The sequence below is a fragment of the uncultured Porphyromonas sp. genome (assembly GCF_934359325.1).
In the GTDB taxonomy this organism is placed as follows: Bacteria; Bacteroidota; Bacteroidia; order Bacteroidales; family Porphyromonadaceae; genus Porphyromonas_A.
Genome location: NZ_CAKRLH010000168.1, coordinates 1 through 3,615 on the forward strand (window position 1 = coordinate 1; position 3,615 = coordinate 3,615).

The 3,615-nt window shown below is 53.5% G+C and carries 3 protein-coding genes; all 3 read left to right on the top strand.

The features are described 5' to 3' along the window. Positions 1-257 precede the first annotated feature (257 nt). Positions 258-635, top strand: a complete 378-nt coding sequence (locus tag Q0F21_RS06330) for a hypothetical protein (protein WP_297238403.1) — start codon at positions 258-260, stop codon at positions 633-635. Next, the gene (locus tag Q0F21_RS06335; protein WP_297238407.1) at positions 632-1,102 is read left to right on the top strand and encodes a transposase; all 471 of its coding nucleotides are present in this window, start codon (positions 632-634) and stop codon (positions 1,100-1,102) included. The genes Q0F21_RS06330 and Q0F21_RS06335 overlap by 4 nt, the downstream gene beginning before the upstream one ends. A 133-nt stretch (positions 1,103-1,235) precedes the next feature. Further along, entirely contained in the window at positions 1,236-3,518 is a 2,283-nt protein-coding gene (gene cas3 / locus Q0F21_RS06340) for a CRISPR-associated helicase Cas3' (RefSeq protein ID WP_297238405.1), read from the top strand. Positions 3,519-3,615: the final 97 nt, after the last annotated feature.

Consider the following 3,615-nt stretch of genomic DNA (forward strand, 5'->3'; position numbering starts at 1 on the left):
TCCGACAGCGATTGGCCCAGATATTCTCGCCATCGTGGTCATTGATATACCTAAGATTGAAGCTTCCCACGGTCAGGCTCTGTGTAGGCTGCTGTGCCGACACGACGCCCCCTGCGAGGAGCGAAGCGATCACGAGGATCACCGATAATAGTCGTCTCATATTGGATAAATCTTGTACTTCTACAAAGGTAGCCATTATTCCCGTTGAATAGTGAGGAAACAACCACTCAGAACCTGGGGCTAATTCGCATTTTGATGTGCCGGGATGGGGAGGGAAAAGAGATTACCTGAGTGGCTTCAGGGAGGCTGAGCGGGACGGCAGGCTCTGCCAAGACGACATAGAGGTCCGGCGAGAGGGCGGACGAAAAAAGATAAGGGTGCCGATCCTCAAGGAGTCAAACGTAGGATCCCGTATGGCGATCAACGAGAAGAAGATTGATGGTGTCTGCTACACGATCATCAGCAACCGGGAGACGAGCAAGATCGCACTGATGGCGGATACACCCAGGACCTCTGAGCTTCGCCAGATCCTATCAAAGTTTCCGGTAAAGACCAAGATGAGTGTACGCATCCGCCACCGACAGGCGATCCATGCCCTGGAGCGAAAGAAGAATAGACGGTACAGAAACAGCTGACCCTACAGGAAAAGTTCTCCAACGAAGACACCCTCAAGCAGCCCCTGCACCGATCGAAGGGTCTCCTTTTTAAGCGCAATACGGAATGGACCGACGACCAACAGGAGCGGGCGAAGTTACTCTTCAAGCAATTCTCAGAGATCGAAGAAGCCTACAAATACTGCCTAAGGATCCGGAAGTGGTACGAGCCGATACGGCCGCGGTACAGCGATCGGAAGTACAAGATAAAGGAGGAGGATCTTATGCTCATCACTAAGGAAGGAATGGAGAGCAAGGTGGAGGAGATACGCAACATCGCCAACTTCCTCCGGTCAAACTCCACCCCCATTCTGAGGTACTTCTACCGCAGGGAGAGCAACGCCAAGGCGGAGGCTCTCAACCAAAATCTCCGGCGCATCGTCAGCGCCAACTACGGAGTCAGAAACACCGACTTCTTTCTCTACCGCATCGCCCTCCACTTCTCCTGACGCCCCACATCAACAAACCCAATTTCCCTGACCTCCCCATCCCAGCACATCAAAATGCGAATTAGCCAATTAGCCAAACCTTTCGTGTATGAAACAAAGTCGTACATTTGCCGTGTAATCTATTATGTACTATATGGAACCACATTTAGCGCATATCAGAGTAGAGGAAAAGGGATGCTATGTGGAGCAAAGCATTGAGGAGCATTGCCTTAACGTGGCGAGACTGGCACGAGAGCTGATATACGAGGATGAGGACTCCTGTGGGCTGAAAGACTTAGCTTACAATGCCGGCCTACTTCACGACTTCGGGAAGTACAGACCGGACTTCCAGAGATACATCCTCGCCGCCTCTGGAGCTAACCCGTCCGGCAAGGTGCCCCCCAAGGCACCGCACGCCATAGTGGGTGCCATAGAGGCACGGCGACTATTTGACGACCCCATGATTGCAGACACTCTTGCCTACTGCATCAGCGGTCATCATCGTGGACTCTACGACCATAATGAAATGGAGAGACGGCTGCGCCACGGAGAGCATAAGAGGTGGTGTGACGCGTGTGAGAAGCTCACAAGCGTTGAGGATCTCGGGACGACCGATTGCGATGATGTAGGCGAGCCCTACGATCTACAGATGGCGATCCGCATGCTCTTCTCCGCCCTCGTGGACGCCGACCGACTGGACACCGAGCAATTTATGACTCCGGATCTCAGTGCGGAGAGATTACGGATAAGGGGCAACTACGCTTCACTCAATACCCTTCGAGAGCGATTGATGGCGAAGACAGAGAGCTTCAGATCAGCCCCCGATACACCTGTCAATCGGGCGCGAGCATACTTCTTAGAGAGCTGTCGGACCCACGGTGCAGAGAGTGATCCCGGCATCTACACCCTCTCGCTCCCCACCGGAGCGGGTAAGACCATCTCCTCCATGGCGTGGGCGCTTGAGATGGCGATCCGTAACCACCACGACCGGATCATCTACGTCATCCCCTACACCTCTATCATCACCCAGACAGCGATGGTCTTCAGAGAAATCTTTGGCAAAGAGAATATCCTGGAGCACCACTCAGAGGTCGTGGTGGAGCAGCAGGGCGAAGGCGACAGTGGCGATGAGCAGATATCCCGACTGAAGTTCCTTACAGAGAATTGGGATGCCCCCATCATCCTGACGACGAATGTCCAGTTCTTCGAGAGCCTCTTCGACTCCAAGCCCGCCAAGTGCCGTAAAGTACACAACATCGCCAACTCTGTCATCGCTATGGATGAGGTGCAGGCTCTTCCCGAGGGCTTTCTGAGTCCCATACTCTCCGCCATAGATACGCTCTCCGAGGCCTTTCACTGCTCCATACTCTGCTGCAGTGCCACTCAGCCGGTATACGACGAGGACTTGAACTCGCCAAATACTAAAGGGAAAAAATATCTCCCTCTTGTCATCAAGGGCGATCTAGTGCCGAGAGAGGCGAGGTACTTTGCCCCATTTGATCGTGTCGACTACCACTTGGAGCCACAGACGGTGACCTCGCAGGAGCTAGCCGAGAGACTGGCTGCAGAACACTCCGTCCTCTGCGTCGTCAATAGCCGGAAGGATGCCGGTCAAGTGTATCGCGCCCTAAGAGATCTACCGAAGGTCAACGCAGACGAGGTGATCCACCTCTCGCGGTCGATGTGCTCTGCACACCTACGAAGGGCGATCGAGACAATCAAGGAGCGGATGAGAGAGGGGGAGCCGACCAAGGTCATCTCTACGCAACTCATTGAGGCAGGGGTTGACCTCGACTTCCCCTGCGTCTGGAGAGCCCACTCCGGACTCGGCTCGATCATACAGGCGGGCGGGCGGTGCAATCGTGAGGGAAAAATGGAACAACGCGGACAGGTCTTTGTCTTCAGTCTCACTGATGGCAGTAGGCCCTTTGAGAACCTCGCTCGAGGCTGCAATGCGACAAATGATCTACTTCCTAGACTATCGGAGAAGAAAACAAGTCCAACCGATCCTGAAGTAATCGCCGAATATTACCGTAGATACTTTGCCAGGATCACTAACTTTGACACACAGAGCATTGCTCAAGATCTGACAGAGGACTCTGAGTACATTAATTTTGAGTCTGCGGCTGAGCACTTCAAGCTCATCGATGACAAGGGGACCTTCCCAGTCATCGTTCCCTATATGAAGGAGGGTAAGGCGCTGGTCAGGAAGATCCGCAACCATGAGATCCTCTCGCGGGAGGACTACCACCGGCTGCAGGAGTACAGCGTCTCCCTCCGACAGGGTGACTACACCACCCTACTCGGCCACGGCAATATTGAGCAGATCCAGTGGGGTGAGGACTCCATCTCGGTCTTGGTGGACGACGAATGCTACGATAGTGTAGCGGGGGTAGTCATCTCCAACCACTGGGTTGAGGAAACACAGACCGCGTAAGAGCATAACTACTAATCACAGCTATTTATGCTAACCACCAAACTTTTTGGGTAGAAATTTTATGCAGTCTGATATTGACGAGCTACTTTGAGGTGGT